Source organism: Streptomyces sp. NPDC042638 (assembly GCF_040647235.1).
Taxonomy (GTDB): Bacteria; Actinomycetota; Actinomycetes; order Streptomycetales; family Streptomycetaceae; genus Streptomyces; species Streptomyces rameus.
Window position 1 is genome coordinate 223,045 of sequence record NZ_JBEZBT010000004.1, and the last position, 17,284, is coordinate 240,328.

The 17,284-nt window shown below is 68.1% G+C and carries 14 protein-coding genes; 3 read left to right on the top strand and 11 right to left on the bottom strand.

Translation table 11 applies throughout. The features are described 5' to 3' along the window. The first annotated feature begins 67 nt into the window (after positions 1–67). On the top strand, positions 68–1,831 hold the full coding sequence (locus tag AB0B40_RS05660) for a hypothetical protein (protein ID WP_362263052.1): 1,764 nt from the start codon (positions 68–70) through the stop codon (positions 1,829–1,831). Here the strand turns inward: AB0B40_RS05660 and AB0B40_RS05665 are convergent. From AB0B40_RS05665 to mycP, 4 genes are read right to left on the bottom strand one after another with little or no spacing between them, the layout of a single operon-like run. Next, positions 1,759–2,289 (bottom strand): hypothetical protein, encoded by a 531-nt coding sequence (locus AB0B40_RS05665; RefSeq protein WP_362263055.1) that lies wholly within the window; start codon positions 2,287–2,289, stop codon positions 1,759–1,761. The genes AB0B40_RS05660 and AB0B40_RS05665 overlap by 73 nt on opposite strands. Further along, on the bottom strand, positions 2,289–4,562 hold the full coding sequence (locus tag AB0B40_RS05670) for a hypothetical protein (RefSeq protein ID WP_362263058.1): 2,274 nt from the start codon (positions 4,560–4,562) through the stop codon (positions 2,289–2,291). The genes AB0B40_RS05665 and AB0B40_RS05670 overlap by 1 nt, the downstream gene beginning before the upstream one ends. Positions 4,563–4,598: 36 nt before the next feature. After that, positions 4,599–5,027, bottom strand: a complete 429-nt coding sequence (locus tag AB0B40_RS05675; RefSeq protein ID WP_362263059.1) for a hypothetical protein — start codon at positions 5,025–5,027, stop codon at positions 4,599–4,601. Between the two features lies 1 nt (position 5,028). Continuing rightward, a complete protein-coding gene (gene mycP, locus AB0B40_RS05680) occupies positions 5,029–6,342 on the bottom strand; it encodes a type VII secretion-associated serine protease mycosin (protein WP_362263062.1) in 1,314 nt (437 codons plus the stop codon). 1,145 nt (positions 6,343–7,487) lie between these two features. On the opposite strand from mycP, the gene AB0B40_RS05685 reads away from it, so the two are divergent. Next, positions 7,488–7,817: a hypothetical protein gene (locus AB0B40_RS05685; protein WP_362263065.1), complete on the top strand. Its 330-nt coding sequence runs from the start codon at positions 7,488–7,490 to the stop codon at positions 7,815–7,817. A 332-nt stretch (positions 7,818–8,149) separates the two neighbouring features. On the opposite strand, the gene AB0B40_RS05690 is transcribed toward AB0B40_RS05685, so the two are convergent. The 6 genes from AB0B40_RS05690 to AB0B40_RS05715 form a co-directional block, all read right to left on the bottom strand. Then, positions 8,150–8,698, bottom strand: a complete 549-nt coding sequence (locus tag AB0B40_RS05690) for a hypothetical protein (RefSeq protein ID WP_362263068.1) — start codon at positions 8,696–8,698, stop codon at positions 8,150–8,152. A gap of 687 nt (positions 8,699–9,385) precedes the next feature. Further along, the gene (locus tag AB0B40_RS05695; RefSeq protein ID WP_345057368.1) at positions 9,386–9,919 is read right to left on the bottom strand and encodes a hypothetical protein; all 534 of its coding nucleotides are present in this window, start codon (positions 9,917–9,919) and stop codon (positions 9,386–9,388) included. Between the two features lie 93 nt (positions 9,920–10,012). Continuing rightward, positions 10,013–11,998: a hypothetical protein gene (locus AB0B40_RS05700; protein ID WP_362263071.1), complete on the bottom strand. Its 1,986-nt coding sequence runs from the start codon at positions 11,996–11,998 to the stop codon at positions 10,013–10,015. Then, positions 11,995–13,158 carry a 5'-methylthioadenosine/S-adenosylhomocysteine nucleosidase gene (locus AB0B40_RS05705; protein WP_345057364.1) on the bottom strand — a complete coding sequence of 388 codons (1,164 nt, stop codon included), beginning with the start codon at positions 13,156–13,158 and terminating at the stop codon, positions 11,995–11,997. The genes AB0B40_RS05700 and AB0B40_RS05705 overlap by 4 nt, the downstream gene beginning before the upstream one ends. Continuing rightward, positions 13,159–13,902 carry an NUDIX hydrolase gene (locus AB0B40_RS05710; protein WP_345057362.1) on the bottom strand — a complete coding sequence of 248 codons (744 nt, stop codon included), beginning with the start codon at positions 13,900–13,902 and terminating at the stop codon, positions 13,159–13,161. A 96-nt stretch (positions 13,903–13,998) separates the two neighbouring features. Further along, positions 13,999–14,883, bottom strand: a complete 885-nt coding sequence (locus tag AB0B40_RS05715; RefSeq protein WP_362263075.1) for a helix-turn-helix transcriptional regulator — start codon at positions 14,881–14,883, stop codon at positions 13,999–14,001. A gap of 204 nt (positions 14,884–15,087) precedes the next feature. Between AB0B40_RS05715 and AB0B40_RS05720 the strand changes: the two genes are divergently transcribed. Then, a complete protein-coding gene (locus tag AB0B40_RS05720) occupies positions 15,088–16,500 on the top strand; it encodes an MFS transporter (protein WP_362263077.1) in 1,413 nt (470 codons plus the stop codon). A gap of 8 nt (positions 16,501–16,508) precedes the next feature. On the opposite strand, the gene AB0B40_RS05725 is transcribed toward AB0B40_RS05720, so the two are convergent. Further along, on the bottom strand, positions 16,509–17,255 hold the full coding sequence (locus AB0B40_RS05725) for an MBL fold metallo-hydrolase (RefSeq protein ID WP_345057356.1): 747 nt from the start codon (positions 17,253–17,255) through the stop codon (positions 16,509–16,511). Positions 17,256–17,284 lie beyond the last annotated feature (29 nt).

Sequence of the window (17,284 nt, forward strand, 5' to 3'; positions counted from 1 at the left end):
CAACCTTGCGCTGCACCAGCACAACCTGCTGCCCAGCCGGAGCCTTGCCATAGCCTGGCAACATGGCTTGAGCAACGAAGAACGCGACTTGATCCTGATCGGCGACTTCTCTCCCGAGGACTGCGAGGACTACCTGACCCGCAGGCTCAGCCGCGACGGCCAGCCGCTGATCACCGAACCGGTCCGCCGGATCATCGCCGAGCGCTCCCACGGGCTGCCCCTGTATCTGGACCTGTCGGTCATGCGCTACCTGGAGCTGCGACGTGGTGGCAGGCAGCCGCAGGTCACCGACTTCGACCATGACTTTCCCGCCCTGATTGCCCGGACCCTCAGTGACCTCACCGCCGAAGAGCGCCACGTGCTCCGCTCGGTCAGCCTGCTCAGTGCATTCTCCGTGCACCTGGCCACCCAGGTCGCCGGCATGGACCACGATGCGCCCACCCTGCGACTGATCGAGCGTCCCTTCATGCGTGAGTCCTCCTCCGGCGTGTGGCCTCTCCATATCCACGACCTCATCCGGTCCGCCATCCGCAACGCGGACGACGGCAGTGACGACCGCTGGTCACAACAGGACTGGCAACGCGCGGCCGAACGTGCATTCCACGCCCTGGAAGCGCAGTGGCGGCAAGACCTGCGACACGATCGAACCGCCCTGGTCGGCTGTCTTCAGCAAGGTCTGCTTCTCGCACGGGACTTCCGCCTCGATCTCGGCTGGCTCGTCGATGCCGCCTTCCAGTACGTGGCAGATTCCATCTCGGAGCCCCTCGCTCTCCCGTCCGTGGAGAACACGTCGATGCGCGGGCTGCAAACTTCGGCGGATGCTCTGGTGGAAACGCTCAGCGCCATCGCCCGCCGTCAGCACGAGCACCGCGCGCGTACGGCCAGTCGGCTCTCGGCCGTCCTGGCGTCGGGGCTGCTCCCCGACGAACTGGTCGAGCTGGCTACGTACTACCTGGCAAAGGCCCAGCGAGACCTCGGACTGACCGACGATTCGCGCCAGGGCATGCAGCGCGTCGCCTCCGCCGGCGGTCGGCTGGCCTTTGCCGCCGGACGCGGCCTGGCGCATCTGAGCCGACTGTCCGGAGACTTCCCCGCGGCGATGGATGCCGCTGGAAGGCTGGGCTGGGAAGGGCGACATCATCGAGTGCTCGGTGACGTGTGGTGGGTCCAGGGAGACATGGACCGGGCAGCAGCGGCCTATCTCGCAGCCCGGAGCGAAGCCGAACAGCATGGCATGGCTGGCGAGACCGCCATGTCCCAGGCGCATCTCGCCTTCGCCGTCGCGTTCACCGACCCACGTCGGGCCGATGACGAGCTCGACCTGGCAGACCAGATGCTGTCGCGCCTCAGCCTGCGCTCCACCGAGATGACCGCTCGCATCGCCGCATTGGTACGCGATGCCGGCTACGCCGCAGACCTACCGGACCGGGCCGCCGTCCTCCTCGCCGAGATCGGCGTCTCCGGCATCTCCTACGCCGCAGCCAAGCTCCACCTGACCCTGTGCTTCCACCATGCGGTCCTTGGTGCCCAAGACGAGCTCGAGGCCGGGATCGCCCGCCTGCGCGAGCTCACCCGCAGCGGCGACTACGCGTACTACGTCGAGATCGCGCACTTCATGGCCGACCTCCCGCTCCCCGCCGAGACCGCACGGGCACGGTGGATCGACGGGGAACAGCGGACCCGCGAACGTTGGCGCAACATAGTGACGACACACCGCGAACGCTTCGGAGATGATCGAGGTAATACTTCAAATGGCCTCTATTTAGTGCAGCCGAACTTCTTTGTTGCGCGAGGGACGAAGTCGTTGACGAAGCGAAGAAGTTTCTTGTAGCCGGTGGGAGTGTCCTCGACGCGGTCGCCCCAGAAGTCCACCACTACGGACACGTATGCGGTCCTGGTGTTGCACGTTGCCTCGACCACGGCGCGGTCGCTTCCGATCGACGCGTGCCCCGAGAACGCGACCTTTCGTTGGGCAGCGTACTTGTACGGCGTTCCGACCTTGTTCCAGTCTGTCGGGTCCGGGGCTCGGTCCCGCCGGTTCACGGCGACAGACAGGACACCACGGCCGTCCACACTCAGGTCACACTGTGCGCCGGGGTGTGACTGGAAGGGCGTGTATTTCTGCTTCAGGCTGTCTCCATTCGGAACCAGCGGCGACAGGGCCGAATGATTAACGGGGACATGGCAGAAACTATCTGGAATGCCGGGTTGAGTTTTACTGCATCCCGTCATCACGAGCACAAAAACGCCACAAAGGACCAATTGCGCAGTGCGCCGCGCTTTTGCCATCAGTGAATTCCCGCCATCCCTCGGAACTGGGCGCCCCCATCATTGGCCCAGCCTTCGATTTGCTTGTACACGCCGTCGTTGGGCGAATATCCTGGGTGACTCTGGCTGGAGGCCCAGTCAGAGTTGACCGAGTACCACTGATCGGCGATGGAATTGAGCTGATTCCGACGCAGGTCGTAGGTGTGCTGGCTATCGCTGGTCAGCTTGTCGGCCTGATGCTGTTGCTCATCCATGATCCAGGCGGTGGTGAGCACGTCCGCTCCACGCTGGGCGGCGTCTCCGTAGACCGGGATGAAGTTCAGCGCCCCGCCCAAGGCGTGATAGCTCCATGCCTTGTCCCAGGTGTAGTCGTGCTGATCACCCTTGAGCGCGGCGTACCGGGCATCCTCCATGAACCCGACGGCGTATCCGGCCGAACTGAGCGTGTCCTCCGGCCGTCGCGAGCGGTCGTGGATGTCGTCCATGATGGCGTAGTTCATGCCCTCATGCAGCAGGCCATAAGAGTGTTGGCTCCGGGAGATCTGCTTGGTCATTTCCATGACCTGCTTCTGATCCAGCGTGGGGCCGACATCGGGATGGCGCCTGCCGCTCGGGTCGCTCATCGCCACATAGGTCTCGTGACCGTGATTGGTCATGATCTTCGCCATGTCGTCGCGCAGGGACGGAGGCATGTCGTCTCCCTGCTTGGACAGGATATCCAGTGCGTGCACGAAGACTCTGTTGTTGGCGTCCGTGTGCGGCGTCGGTCCCACCGGGCGGGGTCCGTGCGGGTCGATACCGGTGGCTGCCGCGGTCAGGGCGCCGCCCAGTCCCCTGCGGTCGTCGGTGTCCTGTACATCGGACGTGTCGATCTCTCGGTTTCCCTGCCAGTCAGTGGTGTTGACGACCTTCCAGTCTCGGTCCTTGAGAAGGTAGTGGAGACGGTCGTCAGTGCCGCCCGCGTGCGGGTCGAGATAGCCAGCGGCTGCCTCCGGGTCACGGCCCATGATGCCCAGGGCACCGTCAACCGGGTCATTGGCGAACCAGTCGTCGCCGTTCTTGCTGTCGAAGTTGCCGTAGAGGTCCCAGACGTTCGGATGGTCCTTCTCCGCGGCGATCGCGCCGTCGGTGACGTCGGACAGGAACTGCGGTGAGTAGTCACCATGTCCCTGCTGCATCAACGTGACCAGACTCTGGTAGCCGCGCACCTGCTGGCCGTGGCCCTTGGTCATCATCTGGATCTTTTCCCCGGCGGCCTTGAGGTCGTACTTTTCGGTGCCGTGTTCCCTCAGGTCGTTGCCGAACTTGATGTAGAACTGGGCGTCGTCGGTCGTAAGCCAGTTGTCGAAGGCTTCGTTGTATCCCTTTGACCCGAAGGGCAGGTGTTTGCCGTTCGCGTCCTTGAAGTCGGGGACACGAGTGGCGGTCGCCAGCGAGTCGGCAATGCCTCCGTTGATCTGCAGGTAGGCGTTCTTGTCCTTGGTGTCGTCGAAGTACGCCAGGTCGTCGATCTTGTTGGCGAGCTTGAGGGTTTTGTCCGCGCCGAGGGAGTTGAGGAGGGTCTGGCTGAAGACCTTGTCGTGGGAGTTGTCGCGCATGAGGCGCTGCCACTCCTTCAGGTCGTCGCCTTGCAGCTTGTCGCCGTTCAGGATCTGGTTGGCATACTGCTTGGCCTCGCGGGCCTCGTACACCTCGATGTCACCGACGGCGGAGCCGTTGAAGGTGTGATCGCCCTGCCCCATCGCCTCGTCGAACGCACGCTGGATCCAGCTCTTGATGCCGGCCGCCTCGTGGAGAGCGAGCTTCACGCCCTGGTCGGCGTCGTCCACCTTCTGAACGGCGTCCTTGATCTTCTTCGTCCAGGCCGCTTCAGCGTTCTTCGCCTGGGACACGTACTTGGGGTAGTCCTCGTCATGTCGCATCGGGGTGAGCTTGCGGAAGTCGTAGACCGCCTCGCCCTGGCTGTTGACGGACATGTGGTCCGCCTTCACCTGCTCGACGACGTCGTTCACGTGGCCGATCAGTTTGGAGAACTCTTGATGGGCGTCCCGCAGGATTGAGGCAATGGCGCCGGCTTCAGTCTGCGCGTCCTTGAACTGCTGGCGGGTGGCAGCTAATTGCGCGGCCCTGACCGCGGCAGTGATACCTGCCGTGTCCTCGGTCGCCGCCGACTCCACCTTCGCGGCGTAGAGGGTCTCCAGGTCCTCGAAGCCGCTGGCCATGTCCTCCCAGTCGGTGGCCGCCGTCGTCAGAACACCGAGCTTGATGGTGACCACGTCCTGATAGCTGAGCATGCCCGTCCTTCTCCCCGTCCCCGTTTCCCCGGTTTCCTAGACCTCGTGCCCCTGGTGGGGTCCCGCCTTGATCCGCGCCGTCCGGCTGCCGACTCCGTAATCGACGTACTGGAGATGCCGGTGGCTGCCCTCCAGGGCCGCCTTGTCCTGCCCAAGGCGCGCCTTCAGGTTCTTGACCTGCAACTGCCACTCCGCGTGGGCGGCCTTCAGCCCGGAGCCGGTCTGCCAGCCGCTGAACTCCCGCACCGCCGTGGCTGAGGACTCGTCGGCGTGACTGCCCGCCTTGTCCGTTCCTCGCGGTATCTCATCCTGCAGGGCTTTGACTGCGGTGTCGTTTCCTGTCTCGTTCGTCTTCAGATCAGGCGGGCCGCCGGTGCCGGTACCCGCCGCGCTGTCCAGTCGCATCCCGTTCTGCCGACGGGCCAGCGCATCGGCCTTCAGCTGCTCCCACTCGTCCCACGCCATCTCACGGCCTCCCCCCGTAGTTGCTGTCTCCATACCCCGGCGTCTGCCCCGGTCCCAGCGGCGCGGCTGCGTGAGTCTGGACTGCCGCCGCCGAACGCCGGCGCCTGCGCACAGCTCCAGCGGTGAGAAATCCACCGGCAAGCACTGCAACTCCAGCGCCCCCGAGAATCCATGGCAGTACAGAGCCATCATCGGTAGATGCAGATGCTGCTGCCGATGGGCTGCTTTCGTCCTTGGCGGATGCCGTGGCCGACCCGTTGGGTGCCTTGGACGCCGCTTGCTTGAAGTCGGGCAGCGGGTAGACGTCGGCCGGGCCGGGGTTGCCGGGGTCGGTCAGCGCGATGCGGGGGCGGACGGCGCCATAGCCGATGTGGTCGGTGCGTTCCTTGCCGCTCGTCGGCTTGCTCGCGGTGTTGAGCATGACCCGCAGGACCTGGTTGTTGGTCCAGTTCGGGTGCTTGGACCAGATCAGGGCGGCGGAGGCGGAGGCAAGGGCGCTGGCGTCGCTGGTACCGTGCGAGTCGCAGACGCCGCTCTTGCTTTCGAGGCAGGCGGAGATGATGTCCTCGCCCGGCGCGACCACGTCCACCTGGGAGCCGTGCTCGGACTCCTTCGTAGCCTTGACGTTTCTGTCGATCGCCCCGACCCCCACCACACCCGGAGTGGCCGCCGGATAGTTGACCTCATTGACGGTGTCTCCGTCATTGCCCACAGCAGCGAAGATCACCTTCCCCTTGGACAGCGCATAGGCGACCGCCTCCGTCAGCGCCCGAGAATTTTCGGCACTCCCCTGCGAGATGTTGATGATCTGGGCGTCCGAATCGGCCGCGAACCGGATGGCCTTCGCAACGCTCGTGGGGAAATCGTCCTGATTTCCGTCGGTGCGGTTGCGCTCGATGAAACCCGGGATGCGGATCGGCATGATCTTCGCGCCGGGGGCCAGACCGTACGAGCCGGTGGTGGCACCTCTGCCTCCAGTGCCGGCGATGAGGACAGCCATGCCAGTGCCATGACCGTCGTAGTCCGTGCGTTCGTCGTCGGCCCGCTTGGAGAAGTCCTTGCCTGCCACAACATGGCCGCGCAGGTCGGGGATGTCGGCCTGCACTCCGGTATCGATCACGGCCACCGTGATGCCCTTGCCCGTGCTGGTCTTCCACATCTGCTCGGCGTGCATGGCATCGAGGTACCACTGCCGCTCGCGGACCGTGTCGGCGTGCGCGGGAGGGACGGCCAAGCTCGCCAACACGACTCCGAGGGCTGCGGACACAGCCCGTCCGTGCCATCTGGTCTGCTTGCTGCGGCTGCGCATGGTCATCCTTCTCGTCCTATATGTCGTCAGGCCCTTTGGGCAGGGGCGGCGGGGTCGGGCGGCTCTCCCTCTCCTCTGGCTGGTCATCCCTGTCCTCTGCCCGGTGATCCCTGTCCTCTCCCTGACCGTTCGCACGGCTGCCGGAGCGCCTGTCGCGAGCGGAGCGGTCATCGCGGTTCATGGCAGGTTTGGAGGCATTCCGGGGTGGTCCACCACGTCGCGGCGTTTGCTCGTCTGCAGGAGTTTCGCTCACGGGCCGAACGCTTCGCGAGGTGAACCCTGCCCGTCCGCGGTCTCGGGATGGTCTGGGCTGTCCCCCGACGATGCCGTTCGACGAGGCAGGCATTCGTCCCCTCGCCGCGCCCTCACCCTCCGATGTGCGGTTGTTGCCACGGGCCGGCGTGGAGCCAGCAGAAGGACGGCCCGGTACAGCACCGCGGCCCCTGGAAGGTTGCTCCTGGTTCGGAGTGCCGCCGATGACGTTGCCCCGCGGAAGCGCACCGGAAGGCCGTCCTGCCGGCGGCGATACAGGGCGACCGCCGGTGACGCCGTTGCCCCCTCTGGCCGACGGGGAGCCAATCGGCCCGCGACCAGCACCGGGCTGGTCGCCGGTCGCGCCAGGGCCGAAGGGCCCAGAGAGTCCGCGTCCCGGGACGCGCGGACTTGTGGACGTGCCCGGCCCGGACGGCGTGGCCAGGGGGCCCCGGCCCTCGTACACGGGACGTCCACCGCCTCCCCGGACATCAGGCGGCAGCGTCGTTCCTGCCCCGAATGGAGGCGGAAGCGGCACGGTTGTCGACGGTGTCCGGCCGGCAGGTCCGCTTGGTCCGTCGGGCGGCGTCGAGGGCGAAGACGGAACCGCCGGAGGGGACGGCAGAGTTTTGACGCTGTCAATCGTGGTGTTCGTTGGGTCTGGCACGTGGCGCGGCAGCGTGTCGGGCACGTCCGGCACGTCCGGCACGTCCGTCGCGTGGTGCCGCACGGACGGTTGCGGTGCCGGGCTCGTGCCTCCTGAGCTTCCTCCCGCCCTCGCTTCGTGCCCAGGTGGCCTCTCTGGCGTGGCGACGCCTTGGCCGACCCGGGGCGTGGCCACGCCCCGGGCTGCAGTCCCATGACCGGAGGGAACGTCGACGGGCGTGGTGCCGTAGAACGTGGTCGGCACGAACTGCTTGGGCAGCTCCGGAAACTTCGGCGCCTCCACCGCGTGGATCTGCTCTGTCGATGCCGTGTATGACTGGGCAAGTTTCATCATCAGCCCGCCAGCCTCGGCACGGGTGTTGGCGTACTGGGTCTTGGCCTTCGTCACCGCGGAATCCGACGGACCGCCGTCGTGGCTGCCGACGTCCGTCGCCTTCGCCGTATGCGCGTCGAGCACCGAGCGCGCGCTGACACTCTGGTTCCGCAGCAGCTCAAGCTGCGGCTTGACCTCGTGCAGCGTGTCCGCCGCGTGGCCGAGCCACTTGCCCGCGTTCTCGCTGTAGTCCCCCAGGCTCAGTGTGGTCAGCGCTGCTTGGTTGCACCAGGTCCGGAACGCCTCGCCCCCCTCGCCTTCCCACTCGACCGCCAGACTGTGGTTCAGCAGATCGCCACCGATCTCCTTGATCGTCTTGGCGGCCTCCGTCAGCAGGTCACCAAGGCCGCTGACCGTCGGCCCGTCAGCCGACTCGACCATGGCCCACAGCTGTTCCGGGTCCTGAACCAGAAACCGCTCCTGCTTGACCGTCTCCCACATGCGGCCGGCAAAGTCAGACATGGAATCCCACCGCCTTCCGTGCCGCGACCATCCCGTTGCACTGTCTCATCAGCACGGACATCACAGGCCACCTGCCTGCGAGTCCGGCGCTGCCCCATGCCCGCTCTGGCCGGATCCGCCTGCTCCACCGTCAGCGTGTCCCTCTGGCCGAGCCTGATCGGCAGTCAGCTTGTTGACCTCGACGCGAATGCGGTGCAGGCGATCTCGAACGTCGTCGTCAAGATTGTGATAGTTGGTCTTCGACGCGTCGACCGTGACCATCAGCCCCTCGATCTGCAGCGCCAGCATCTTGGAGAGGTTCTCCAGTTGGGCATGCACCTGGTTGTAGGCGCTGTGGAGCGCGTCGGCTTCGTCGAAGTTTCCCAACCGCCCCGTCGGCAAGGTGCTGTCCGCGATCCTGTGCGGGGCGGCCTTCGACTTCTCCAGCCGAGTCAGAAGGTCGTTCACCCGGTTCTTGAAGCTCGTCAGCGTTTCGGCCTCGACCCGCAGCTCCCGGGCCATGACGGCGCCGATACCGGCGATCGGACCGATACCGGACGCAGCAAGCGCGCCGGCCGCCGATTCCAGCGCAGCCGCAGTTGCTTGCGGATCCCCCGTGTTGTCGGCCACCGAGTCCTCCCCCCTACAGTCAGCCCCTCAGGCCGCTGGCTTGTAGTGCCCCTGCCACCTCCATCCGTAACAGAAGCAACCCGGGCAAGATAGTCGCGATCTTGCCTGGTCACGGAATCTTGACGCAGCCCCGGAGCGCGACTGACCGGAAAGTGACCGTGCCGTACGTCACAGCTACGTCGCCGCCTCGGTCTGTGTCCTTGATGAACTCCAAACCGGGGTATGGGCGGTGTCCGCCGTCAGACACAAGCGGGTGTCGTGAATGGCTGGCAGGGAACGGCTGCGGCCCCGGCTTCGAAGGAGCTCCGCTACACCGCTGTTCGGGCGAACCGCCCAACGAATGATGAATGTGCTCATCCGCTGAAAGCGGGTGTCGTAGATAGGGCGCTTCGGCAGCACAGGCGACCTCAGCCACGCAGCTGGAGCGGCTCGACCGCTCCAGCTCGGGCACAACCCGCGGGGGGCGTTCCAGGGCACATCCAGGGCACATGAGCCCGGGAAACGGCGTTGACCCGTGAGAACTCCCGAGAGGAGTTTCCACAGGTCAACACAGTTTTCGCCGAGAAACTCCAGGTCAGCGCCCCACCACCCCCAATCGCTGCACGAGTGGCAGGACTTCTCACACCGGCTGCATGAGGCGGGGCATCAGCCTTTGCATCGAACCTGAAGCGGGGCCGCGGAGCGACGTCACCGTTCCGTATAGCGCAGGAACTGCCAGCCCAGTACGGCCAGGGCGAGTGTCTGTGTGAGGGAGACGGTCACGAGCAGGGGCTGGGCGGCGGGAGAGCACCAGAACGCGGTCACGCAGATCATCGGCAAGGCCAGGTACGTGAACAGGTCCACAGCGGTCTGCAGTCGCTTGCGCGTGGTGCGGGTCGCATCGTCGCGGTGGTAGGTCTCCCAGCCGAACACCGCGCCGTGGGCGCCGCTGAGCTCGGCCAGCCGCGGGCCCAGCCGGTCGCGGATGTAGCAGCCGATCGTCGAGATCTTCTCGTCGTTGACCAGGTAGGTCCAGCCCAGGACCAGGCAGATCACGGGGACGGCGAGCAGCAGTCGGGCCTGGCCGCTCTGGACGGCGATCGCCAGGACCGCGGTGGACGCGGCGAGCGTGAAGTAGAGCAGGTTGTCACGGAACCCTATCCGGGTGTTCTGCTCCTCCTTGATGCGGTCGTACTCGGCCAGCAGCAGTCTGCTCTCGGTGACGTCTTCTGTGGTGGCCACGGCCCTTCCTAAGCTCGGGTCCCGGCTGTGCTGGTGTGTGGGCGGGCAGGGCTCCGGTGTTCCGGCCCCTGCCCGCTCCGGCGCCCGGGAGACTCAGCCGACGGCATGGAAGGACGGCAGGTTTTTGGGGTTGTTTCGTTCGATCCAACCCTTTCCGTCCGCCGCGATTCCCTCCAGGAGGCGGAAGGTGTGGATGAAACCAGCCGCATCCAGGTTGATTTCGGCGATCTCCTGGGCGTTCTCGTCCGGCGCGAGTTGATGGGCGTCGGCGTCTTTGACACGGATGTTCCTGGCCGGCCCGTTGGTGAGGAAGAGCTCCAGGTCGTAGCCGGTCTCGCTGCGTTCCGTGACCTGCACGGAGGACAGCGCGTCGAACCGGTAGTTGCTTCGCTGCCGGTTCCCGCGTTTGGCGTCGGTGAAGTCGAATTCCGAGCTGACCTCACGAACGCCATCCTGTGTGACCAGGAAAAGACGGAAGCTGTAGCGCGAGTACCGCCAGGGGCCGCCCTTCACACGCCCTCGCTTGTAGGGCCGCGCGGGTGTCACCAGGATGGTGTGGGTGATCAGATCGCGCCAGGTGAGCTGGTAGTGGTGAAGTGCTTCGTCGACGAACAGCGTCTTGTCGGAAGCGAGCCAGGTCTCCATTTCCTGCTCACTGGGTCGCGTGGCCTCCAGGAACGACTTCCAGTTCTGGTAGGCGGCTTGGCGCGCGGCCAGCTGCTCCTGGTATTCCCTGGTCTCCTCGGCCAGTCGGTGGTCCTCACCCCGGGCCTCCAGCCACGCGGCCCCGGCCGCGCGTCCGGACCAGACCGCGCCGGCCACGGCCACGACGGCCGGCAGCAGCAGCGACGCGCCGGCACCTGAGGCCACCGTTCCGAGCAGGGCCAGAGTCATGACGCCGAGAGCGCCGAGGGCGACCACGCACAGCGCCTTCGCCCCCGCCGGCGTCTGGTCCTGGTGGTGGTGATCGAACAGGGTTCCTTTGCTGTGGCGGTCCCGGGCATCCTCGGCGAGATGGCGGATCAGCCAGTTGACCCGGTCCACGCCGATTCGGCTCTCGCGGTAGAGAACCGCGATCTCGGCGGCGAGGCTTTCGCGGATGTCGACGGTGAGACCGAGCCATTCGTACGGGGCGAGTCCGTACGGCACGCGGACGCTGAAGTAGTGGTCGAACGAGTGACGGACCTGGTTGGTGAACCCGTCCCCGGCGGAGGCGGGATCGCGCGGGTGCGGGACCTGGAACACGCGCTTCTTGGTCTTCAGCCGATGTTCCTGGAGCCACCACCGGCGGCCGAAGTGAGCCGCGGTCAGGCCCGCACCGAGCGCCACCAGCAACTCGACGGCTGCCGCGGCCGGGTCCGCGACCAGGGACAGGACGCAGAGGAATGCGGTGGTGACGACGAACAGGCCGGCTCGGAGCGGGAGGGCCTCCCGGGCGGCGGCAGCGATGCTCGGGCGGGGCGGCAGGGCCCGTGGCCCGATGGGGTCGGGTTCGAAATAGGCCCACACCCGCTGGACCCGGCCGTTGCCGAAGCGGGCCGCCTCGGCCCGCTCGCGGTTCTCGGCCCACAGGCTGTCCTTCAGCCCTCCGGTGAGTACGAGGTCGAGGTGGTGGAGGATCGTGTCACGCAGGCTGGGTGACAGGGCTCGCAGCCGCTCCAGGACGCGTCCTGTCTCGCCGTCCGGGGTGCTGAGCATGGCCAGCAGTTCGAACGCGACACGCAGAGCGTCTTTCCACTCTCCCTCGGGATAGGTCCCTAGGAGCCCGGAGGCGCGCTGCAGCCGCTGGAGCTCATCGGTGCCGAGGTCGTCGTAGGCGCGTCCACTGAGCATGGCCAGCACCCAGTGGAAACGGACCTCCGCGTTGTCGTGTCCGTTGGCGATCGCCTCACTGATCATGTCGCGAGCACGGCTGGGGACGCCGTCCTCCAGGTACCGCACACCGACCTTGTACTTCTCCTGAGGCGATGCATCCGGATGGACGAAGTAGACGTTGGAATTGTGTACGGTCTCGGCCTGGATTCCGACGGTGGAGCCGTACGCGGCCGAATTGTGCGTGACAGCGCTGCCGTCGTTCACGACAAGTCACCCGCCGCCACGACCAGTGGTGCCAGCCTGGCCGCCAGTTCGGGAGAGTCCGCGATCAGGCCGCGTAACCTCTTGAGTGCCATGGTCGCCCTCCTGGGCGCCTCGGGAGTGTTCTCCCTCGCCGCCCGGCGGGCAGAGTCCAGCTCGGACAGTGCCTCTCGGTGGGTGTCGTCGTCGAGGGCGCCCTCGGCGTGGTGACGCTTCAGGTGCTCGCGGAATCCGTCCAGTTCCGCGACGAGGTCCGCCGGGCCGGTCACCTTCGGGTCCGCGTTCACGTGGACGCTGCTTCCCCTGACCGAGCCGGCCATGATGCCCACGGTGCTGTTGTGGGCGGTGTTGCTGACTCGCTCTTCGAGTCTGTCGGCCGTACGGGCCCCGTCCGCCTGGGACATCGCGATCTGCTCCTGTTCTCCCACCAGTTCCACGGCCAGCCGGGTGGCGAATGCCGCCGCGTTCGCCGCGGCCCGTGGCTGCCAGTTACGGTCCTTCGCGCTGCTCTTCGTGCCGTCCGCCCGGTCGCTGATGCCCCGGATGATGGCCACCGGCGCCCCGTTGAGATGACCGGCCTGTGCCACACCGGCGGCCTCCATCTCGATCGCGAGCGCGTCGTTGTAGTGCTGCCGGATCCAGCGCGCCTCGGCCGAGACCCTCGAGTTCTGTACGACCTCGCCGGCGGCGATCGCGCCGAAGCGCACCTGCGGCACGCGCCCATGACCGGGCGTGTCGTCGGCCCAGTCGTTCACGCGAGCCAGATGCGAGCCGAGCTGGCTGATGCCGTGCGCCGTCTCCCACACCCGGGGACGGCTCTTGAGTCCGTCGTCCTCGCTGGTCCCGCCCTGGTAGGCGTACACGTGTGTCGCCATCACCACGTCGCCCAGCCTGGCGGTGTCCCACAGGGCACCGGCCACGCCCACGAACAACACGGCCACCGGCGAGAACTCCTGGATCGCGCGCTCAGCGATCACCGCGGCCGAATGATTCCCCTTGTTCGTCAGGCCGAGCGCGACACGGCAGGAAGTGCCCTGCACGGTTCCCACCTCGAACCGCGTCCCCCGCTCATGGCGGTGCACCTGTGGACCGGCCAGTTTCCGGCGCACGGCCTCGTATTCGAGATTGAGGGCGGTGAGAATCACCACCAGGTCCTTCGACATCTATTCCCCTTCCTCTCTCGTGTCCTCTTCCGCCGTGGACGGCACAGGTCGGGTCAGCGGTGGGGACAACACCGTCTTCGGCCCGGCCCGGTACAGCCGCGCGGGCCGTCCGCCCGTGGTCCTGCGTCCCGAGCCGGCGGGCACGATGAATCCCTTTACGGCCTGGACTTTCCGGTAGAAATTACGGGTGTCGAGTTCGGTGCCCCAAACCGCTTCGTACACCTTCTGCAACTCGGCTATGGTGAAGAGTTCTCCGCAGAATGCCGTGGCCAGTGCCGAGAATTCGAGTTTGGTGCGCGCGCGTTCGACTCCGTCCGTCACGATCCGGCGGTGATCGAAGGCCAGTTCCACCTGACCGGACAGGACGGCTTCCGCGGGCATCCACGCGGCATCCATGGCATCCGTGCCCGCGACCGGTTCGGGCAGTCCCGGCGCGATCGCCAAGTGGGCCACGGAGACGACTCGTCCCCGTGGATCACGGCCCGCGTCCCCGTAGGTGGCCAGCTGCTCGAGATGGACCCATCCGGCGGCCAGCGAGGTCTCCTCACTCAGCTCACGGTGGGCGGCGTCCAGGATCTCCTCACCGGCGTGATTGAGGAATCCGCCGGGCAGAGCCGGCATCCCCCGAAACGGATCTTCGCCCCGCTCCACGAGCAGGACACACAGCCGCCCCTCACGCAGCGTCAGGATCACGAGATCAACCGTCAGTAGCACAGGCGGTGGTGACCACACGTCAGCTTGCATGCCGACAACGGTACTTGGGTTCCTGTCACTTTAACAAGAAGGCCGTCGCGGAGGCCTCCGGGCAGGGCGGGCCGTACGGGCCGCGGCGGCGGCCCGTCAGCCGCGCGGGAGCGGCAGGTGCGCGGGGAGGGCGGGGGCGGCCGTACTGGCCAGCAGGCGCAGGGCCGCGTCCGACGGGGTGCCGGGCTCGGCCGTGTAGGTGATGAGGCGCTGGCCCGCCGAGCCCGGCAGGGTCAGGTTCTCGAAGCTCAGCTCCAGTGGGCCGACCTCCGGATGGTGCAGCGACTTCCGCCCCGAGGTGCAGGTGCGGACCGGGTGCCGGGCCCAGAGCGCGGTGAACTCGTCGCTCAGGATGGACAGCCGGCCGATCAGCTCGGCCAGCGCCCGGTCGTCGGGGTGCCGGCCGGCGACCAGGCGCAGCGAGGCGACCGCGAGGTGCGCCTCCTCCTTCCAGTCGGCGTACCGCTCCCGGTACCGCTCGTCCAGGAACAGCATCCGGATCAGGTTCGGCCGCGCCGCGGGCGTCTTCGGGCTTTCCCAGGGCAGGTGCCCGGCGAGCAGGACGTGGCCGAGCCGGTTCCAGGCCAGGACGTCGCCCCGCCGGTCCAGGATGAGGGCGGGTATGTCCGTCATGGCCGCGAGCAGCTGACGGGCCGACGGGGTGGCCTGCTCGGCGCGGGGCGCGGCCGGGCGGCACCGGAGGGCGGGGCGGGCCAGGTCCCTGAGGTGGTCGGTCTCGTCCTCGGTGAGCCGCAGGGTGCGGGCGACGGCGTCCAGCACGGAGTCGGAGACACCGGTCGCGCGGCCCTGTTCGAGCCGGGTGTAGTGGGTGATGCTGACGCCCGCGAGCAGGGCCAGTTCCTCGCGGCGCAGCCCGGCCACCCGGCGGCGCTCCGGCGCGGTCGTGAGGCCGACGTCCTCCGGCCGTACCGCGGCACGGCGGGACTTGAGGAACTCTCCCAGCTCGGACGGGGCGTCCATGGCTGCCTCCGGGTCGTAGGGCGGTCGTCGTCCATCCTGCCCGCCGGGCCGCGCGGACGGCAGGCCCGAGGGTGGTCGTGGGATGACCACCCTCGCGCCGACCGGTCGCACGGGGGTGCTGGCTGGGGCGGCGCGGCCGGACGAGTCTCGGGTCCGGCGACTTCCGCCGCTCGAGCTCCGTCACCCAGAGGGGACCACCTCGTCATGTCCGTCGTAGCGACACAACCGGCCGGCACACCCGCCGCCCTGACCCCCCGGCTGCGCCTGGTGCTGGTGCTGCTGCTCGCGGCCCAGTTCATGCTGGCCGTGGACTTCTCCATCCTGAACGTGGCCCTGCCGGTGATCGGCGCCGGTCTGGGCTTCCCGCTCGGCCGTCTGCAGTGGATCGGCACGGCGTTCGCCCTGTGCGCGGCGGGGTTCACCCTGCTGTTCGGGCGGGTCGCCGATCTCTTCGGGCGCCGTCGGCTGTTCCTCGGCGGTCTCGTCGTCCTCGGCGCGGCCTCGCTGGCGGGCGGACTGGCACAGAGCCCGGAGGTGCTCATCACGGCCCGGGTGTTCCAGGGGCTGGCCACCGCCGCGGTGACCCCGGCCGGGCTCTCGCTGCTGACGACGTCCTTCCCCGAGGGCCCGCTGCGGGAGAAGGCGCTCGGCCTCAACGGGGCGCTGATGTCGGCCGGTTTCACCACGGGCGCGATCCTCGGCGGCCTGCTGACGGACCTGCTGTCCTGGCGGTGGGCCTTCTTCGTCAACGTTCCGGTGGCACTCGCCGTGCTGCTCGTCGCGCCCACGGTCATCGCCGAGTCCCGGCCCGCACAGCGGCCGGAGCTGGACGTGCCGGGGGCCGTCACGGTCACCCTCGGGCTGCTGGCCGTCATCCTCGGCCTGACCCAGGCCGGTGAGCACGGCTGGGGGGCGCCTGCCACGCTGCTGCCGCTGGCGGCCGGCGCGGCGCTGCTGCTCCTGTTCGCCGCTGTCGAACGCCGGGTGGCCGCCCCGCTGGTGCCGCCGAGCGTGCTCGGCAGGCGGTCGGTGGCCTGGGGCAATGCCGCCGGTCTGATCGCGTTCCTCACCGAGACGTCCCTGGTGTTCCTGCTGACCCTCTACCTCCAGGAGGTGCTCGGCTTCTCCCCGCTGGCCGCCGGGCTGTCGTTCGGCGTGCTGGGCGCGGGGACCGTCGTGGGCGGCACCCTCGCCCCGCGGCTGATCGGCCGGCTCGGCGCCACCCGGGCACTCCTGGCCGGCGGCCTCGTCCAGACGGTGTTCACGGCGGCCCTGCTGGGGCTCGGCGCCGACTCCTCCTCGCTCTGGCTGCTGCTGGCCGCGACCTTCGCGGGCGGTGTGGGCAACATGCTGGTCATCGTCGGCTTCATGGTGACCGCCACGTCCGGTCTGGCCGACGACGAACAGGGCCTGGCCACCGGTCTCGCGACGATGACCCAGCAGATCGGCATCACCCTGGGCACGCCCGTGATGAGCGCCGTCGCCACCGCCGCCATGACCGGCACGGGCACCCTGGCCGTCCTGGGCGGTCTGAAGACCGCGATCGCGCTGAACGCGGCCCTCGTGCTGCTGGGCACCCTCACCAGCGCGCTGTTCCTGCGGGAAAGGGCGCGGTGAGCCGTCGGTCAGTCCCCTTGCAGGCGGTCCGCCAGCCCCGCCGCCTCGAACGCCCGCACCACGTCGTCCCGGGTCTCGGTGAAGTGCGCCCAGCTGTCGCAGTGGGCCGGGACGACGCGGCGGGCCTCGAGGAGGCGGGCGGCGGTGGCCGTGCCGGTGCCGTCGAGGACGAGGAGGGCGTCGTCGAGGACCGGCAGGCGGGGCGCGCCGGCGAAGAGGACGGCGGTGTCGACGGGGGCGTACCGGGCGGCGATCTCCTTGACCAGGTCCAGGGAGGCGTTGTCGCCACTGATGTAGACGGTGGGCAGGTCGGCGGCGGTCAGCAGGAAGACGGTGACCTCGCCGACGATCGGCTGGGAGCCCTCGGGGCCGTGCAGGGCGGGGGCGGCGGTCACGGTGAGCGTGCCGCCGTCGGGACGGGGCAGGTCCACGGACTGCCAGGGGGTGAGGGGCTCGGCGGTGCCGCCGAGCCGGCCGGCCGCCGCGGGGGTGGTGAAGGTGCGCGGGACGCCGGCGAGCAGCGCGCGGCCGGAGTGGTCGAGGTTGTCGGCGTGCTGGTCGTGGGAGAGCAGGACGACGTCGACGGGGCCGAGTCCGGCGAGGGGGGTGCGGGGCGGAGCGGTCTTGGTGAGGACCCGGCCGCTGGGCGCCGGGTAGTCGCCGGGGTCGTCGAAAGTCGGGTCGGTGAGGAAGCGAAGGCCGCCGTACTCGATGAGGACGGTGGGGCCGCCGAGGACCTGGACGGGTATCCGCATTCGGCTCACCTCATGGAAAGATGCGAGTT

Bases quoted from the DNA above. Each gene is read 5' to 3' on its own strand.
- AB0B40_RS05705 (WP_345057364.1), bottom strand. From the start codon at position 13,158: ATGTCGAAGGACCTGGTGGTGATTCTCACCGCCCTCAATCTCGAATAC.
- AB0B40_RS05665 (WP_362263055.1), bottom strand. From the start codon at position 2,289: ATGGCAAAAGCGCGGCGCACTGCGCAATTGGTCCTTTGTGGCGTTTTT.
- AB0B40_RS05720 (WP_362263077.1), top strand. From the start codon at position 15,088: ATGTCCGTCGTAGCGACACAACCGGCCGGCACACCCGCCGCCCTGACC.
- AB0B40_RS05725 (WP_345057356.1), bottom strand. From the start codon at position 17,255: ATGCGGATACCCGTCCAGGTCCTCGGCGGCCCCACCGTCCTCATCGAG.
- AB0B40_RS05715 (WP_362263075.1), bottom strand. From the start codon at position 14,883: ATGGACGCCCCGTCCGAGCTGGGAGAGTTCCTCAAGTCCCGCCGTGCC.
- mycP (WP_362263062.1), bottom strand. From the start codon at position 6,342: ATGACCATGCGCAGCCGCAGCAAGCAGACCAGATGGCACGGACGGGCT.
- AB0B40_RS05710 (WP_345057362.1), bottom strand. From the start codon at position 13,902: ATGCAAGCTGACGTGTGGTCACCACCGCCTGTGCTACTGACGGTTGAT.
- AB0B40_RS05675 (WP_362263059.1), bottom strand. From the start codon at position 5,027: ATGGCGTGGGACGAGTGGGAGCAGCTGAAGGCCGATGCGCTGGCCCGT.
- AB0B40_RS05670 (WP_362263058.1), bottom strand. From the start codon at position 4,562: ATGCTCAGCTATCAGGACGTGGTCACCATCAAGCTCGGTGTTCTGACG.